Annotated in this window: 4 protein-coding genes; all 4 read left to right on the forward strand. The window is 44.6% G+C overall.

What is annotated here, in order from left to right; all coding sequences use genetic code 11:
* The first annotated feature begins 157 nt into the window (after positions 1-157).
* Positions 158-484: a hypothetical protein gene (locus RMO52_RS12235; RefSeq protein ID WP_309741107.1), complete on the forward strand. Its 327-nt coding sequence runs from the start codon at positions 158-160 to the stop codon at positions 482-484.
* 281 nt (positions 485-765) lie between these two features.
* Entirely contained in the window at positions 766-885 is a 120-nt protein-coding gene (locus tag RMO52_RS24720) for a type II toxin-antitoxin system HicB family antitoxin (protein ID WP_396134960.1), read from the forward strand.
* 415 nt (positions 886-1,300) lie between these two features.
* The gene (locus RMO52_RS12240) at positions 1,301-1,702 is read left to right on the forward strand and encodes a fasciclin domain-containing protein (protein ID WP_309741108.1); all 402 of its coding nucleotides are present in this window, start codon (positions 1,301-1,303) and stop codon (positions 1,700-1,702) included.
* Positions 1,703-2,152: 450 nt separating this feature from the next.
* The coding region (gene lepA / locus RMO52_RS12245) for a translation elongation factor 4 (RefSeq protein ID WP_310414487.1) at positions 2,153-3,566 on the forward strand (1,414 nt) is incomplete at its 3' end.

Genomic DNA, 3,566 nt, shown 5'->3' on the forward strand with positions numbered 1-3,566 from the left:
GAACCCGTACAGGCGAATATGTGGGTGGGGGTAAAGGTCGTTGGCGTAGCCTACCGGAGGTAATCATATTTATGTTCGATCGACTGTTCAGAGCCAATTTTTCCAGACCCAATGCTAAAATTGAGACATCACAGGATTTGTCGATTTTTGTTGCATCATGACCCAGGCAAACGAACCAGAAGATAGAGGCATAGAAGCAAGACTAGCTAGATTGGAAGAGCGGCTATCTCGGATCGAACGCACCACTGTACCTAATGATTACATTCGGCGATCGTTCGATCGAGTCTACCAAGACATGACGGAACTCCATTACAAAATCGACAGTTTAGCCGTCGAGGTTGATGGAGTCAAGCAAAGTAACCAACGCATAGAGCAAAAGCTCGAAGAAGTTAGTGCCCAAATGAACGGCAAACTCGAAGAAGTTAGTGCCCAAATGAACGGTAAGCTCGACGTTATCCTAAGACACTTAACAGGAATGAATTAAATCGATATCGGCTGGATAGTTCAGCCTAAAACTGATTCTGCTAGATTATTCACCCTGTATGGCGATCTGCTTCTAAAACTTGGGTGCCGATAGCAGAGAAAATTCAAGCGTTCGCGTAGCGTCGGCTCTGCCGAATCGTATCAGCTTTACCAGAAGAGAATCTATCGAAAGTTTTTGACTTCGCTCGTTCCGTTCATAACGAACGAATCTCTGTCTAGGATTGAGCTTCGCATGTAGTCTTAGCAGTGTTAAAATAAAGTGGATATTTTACCGATCGACTAATGAAACTAACCGTAATCGTCCATGAAGCGATTCTCCAGGGGAGAGGCTTCGCCAACGAAGGCGGCTATTGGGCAGAAGTACCTGCAATCCCAGGCTGTCCGACAGAAGGCGATAGCTGAGATGAGTTGATATCGAATTTGCATGAAGCGATTCTCCAGTAGGAGAGGCTTCGCCAACGAAGGTTGTTTGTCAGTCGATCGTAGCCAGTTAGAAATAGACGACAAATCTCATGACTGGAATGAATTTAGGATAATCGATTTAGTGATGGGTGAGAGTGGTCACTGAGCTTGCCGAAGTGCGAGGTCGTCACGCGACTGTCAGGCACTCTGAGTTTTAGACAAAGATACTTATGCTTAGATCTCTATCAAAAGATAGAGATTTTAGAATGTATCGTAAATGATGTTATTTTGATTATTGCTACCGCTAAAAAAATAGCAGCATTTGATACTGATAAATTGAAATTTTAATGTTTGCTTTTTTTGTTAAAAGTACGTTACATTGAAAGTAAGCAAACAAAATACATTAGGTAAACACATGGCTGACATAGTTGATACCGCCGTTGGCGCAGGTTCTTTTACCACATTAGTTGCAGCAGTCAAAGCGGCTGGATTGGTCGATACTTTAAAGGGTGCAGGGCCTTTCACTGTATTTGCACCTACTGATGAAGCGTTTGCAAAATTGCCAGCAGGCACGATCGAAGCCTTACTCAAAGATATTCCTAAGCTCACAAAGATCCTAACTTATCACGTTGTTGCTGGTAAAGTAATGGCTGCTGATGTCGTTAAACTTAAATCAGCAAAGACTGTTGAAGGTTCGGAAGTAAAAATTGATGCTGCTAACGGTGTCAAGATTAATGATGCCACAGTTACAACACCTGATGTTGCTGCTGATAACGGCGTTATTCACATTATTGATTCAGTTTTACTACCTGCGTAAATTAATTCTATAAATCTACTAGGATTTATTATCTAGAAATAAAGTAGCGACCGTTCATGGTTGCTACTTTATTTTTTTAGCTCGATTTGTTAATTCAACAAATCGCTGCCTCGATGAACTTCTAGATAATTGCTATTGGCACGAGCCAGACTTATTGACGCTACATAACTAGATGTATGTGTGCGTGCTAGTGCTGGAGGGTATTTCGATCGAGTTGATTAGAATGATGCAGCGGTGATGAGAGAATGAGGCTTGTTAAACTCGATCTACCTGCTTGATGGTTGGAGGTGGGTAGGTATTGAAGTACTTCTATAGATAAAATAAAGTTGTTGGTCTAGAACCTCACTGTTTGCTAGAGGCTTGCGCTAAACTGATGAATCATACGGTATTGCCTACCACCATCACTACATTTAGCTCTTCTCTACATTCTCCACATCCTCAGACTTGATTATGACCAATGTGCCCGTTTCGCGAATTCGCAACTTTTCGATCATCGCTCACATCGATCATGGTAAATCTACTTTAGCCGATCGATTGTTGCAGGATACAGGTACAGTTAGCAATCGAGAAATGAAGGAACAGTTTCTCGACAATATGGATTTGGAGCGGGAGCGGGGAATTACGATCAAGCTCCAGGCAGCGCGGATGAATTATACCGCCCTAGACGGTCAAGAGTACGTGCTGAATCTGATCGATACTCCCGGACATGTAGACTTCTCTTATGAGGTGTCTCGGAGCCTGTTAGCTTGCGAAGGAGCTTTATTAGTAGTCGATGCTTCTCAGGGTGTAGAGGCGCAAACCTTGGCGAATGTTTACCTGGCATTGGAGAGCAATTTAGAGATTATCCCCGTGCTCAATAAGATCGATTTACCTGGAGCCGAGCCGGAGCGGGTACGTGCGGAAATCGAGGAGATTATCGGGTTGGATTGTAGCGGGGCGATTTTGACTTCCGCCAAGCAAGGGATCGGGATTCAGGAAATTTTGGAATCGGTGGTGCTATTAGTCCCACCACCGCGAGATACGATTAACGAACCCTTACGCGCCTTGATTTTTGACAGTTACTACGACAGCTATCGCGGCGTCATCGTCTATTTCCGCGTGATGGATGGCAGTGTCAAAAGGGGCGATAAAGTCCGCCTGATGGCAAGTGGCAAAGAATATGTCATCGACGAACTTGGTATTCTCTCACCCATGCAGGTAGAAGTAGACGAGCTACACGCTGGCGAAGTAGGTTATTTCGCCGCATCGATTAAAGCTGTAGGCGATGCGCGGGTAGGCGATACGATTACGATGGTGAGCAATCCGGCAGCCACAGCTCTCGATGGTTATGCCGAAGCTAAGCCGATGGTATTTTGTGGCTTATTTCCGACAGATGCGGATCAGTATCCAGAGTTGCGCGATGCGTTGGATAAATTGCGGCTCAATGATGCGGCGCTCAAATACGAGCCAGAAACTTCGAGCGCGATGGGATTTGGTTTCCGGTGTGGATTCTTGGGACTATTACACATGGAAATCGTCCAAGAACGACTGGAGAGAGAATATAATCTCGATCTAATTACCACCGCACCGTCGGTAGTTTATCGAGTCACGGATATTCAGGGTAAAGAAACTTATATCGATAATCCCAGTACGCTTCCCGATCCCAATCATCGCCAAAAGATCGAGGAACCCTACGTCAAATTGGAGATGATTACTCCCGAAGAATACGTCGGCACATTGATGGAACTGTGTCAAAACAGACGCGGTGAATTCAAGGACATGAAATATCTTACCAAAGGACGAACCACGGTAATTTATGAGATGCCTTTAGCGGAAGTCGTGACGGATTTCTTCGATCGAATGAAGTCAAATACGCGCGGTTATG

Origin of the sequence: Chamaesiphon sp. OTE_8_metabat_110 (assembly GCF_031382685.1) — a bacterium.
Classification (GTDB): Bacteria; Cyanobacteriota; Cyanobacteriia; order Cyanobacteriales; family Chamaesiphonaceae; genus Chamaesiphon.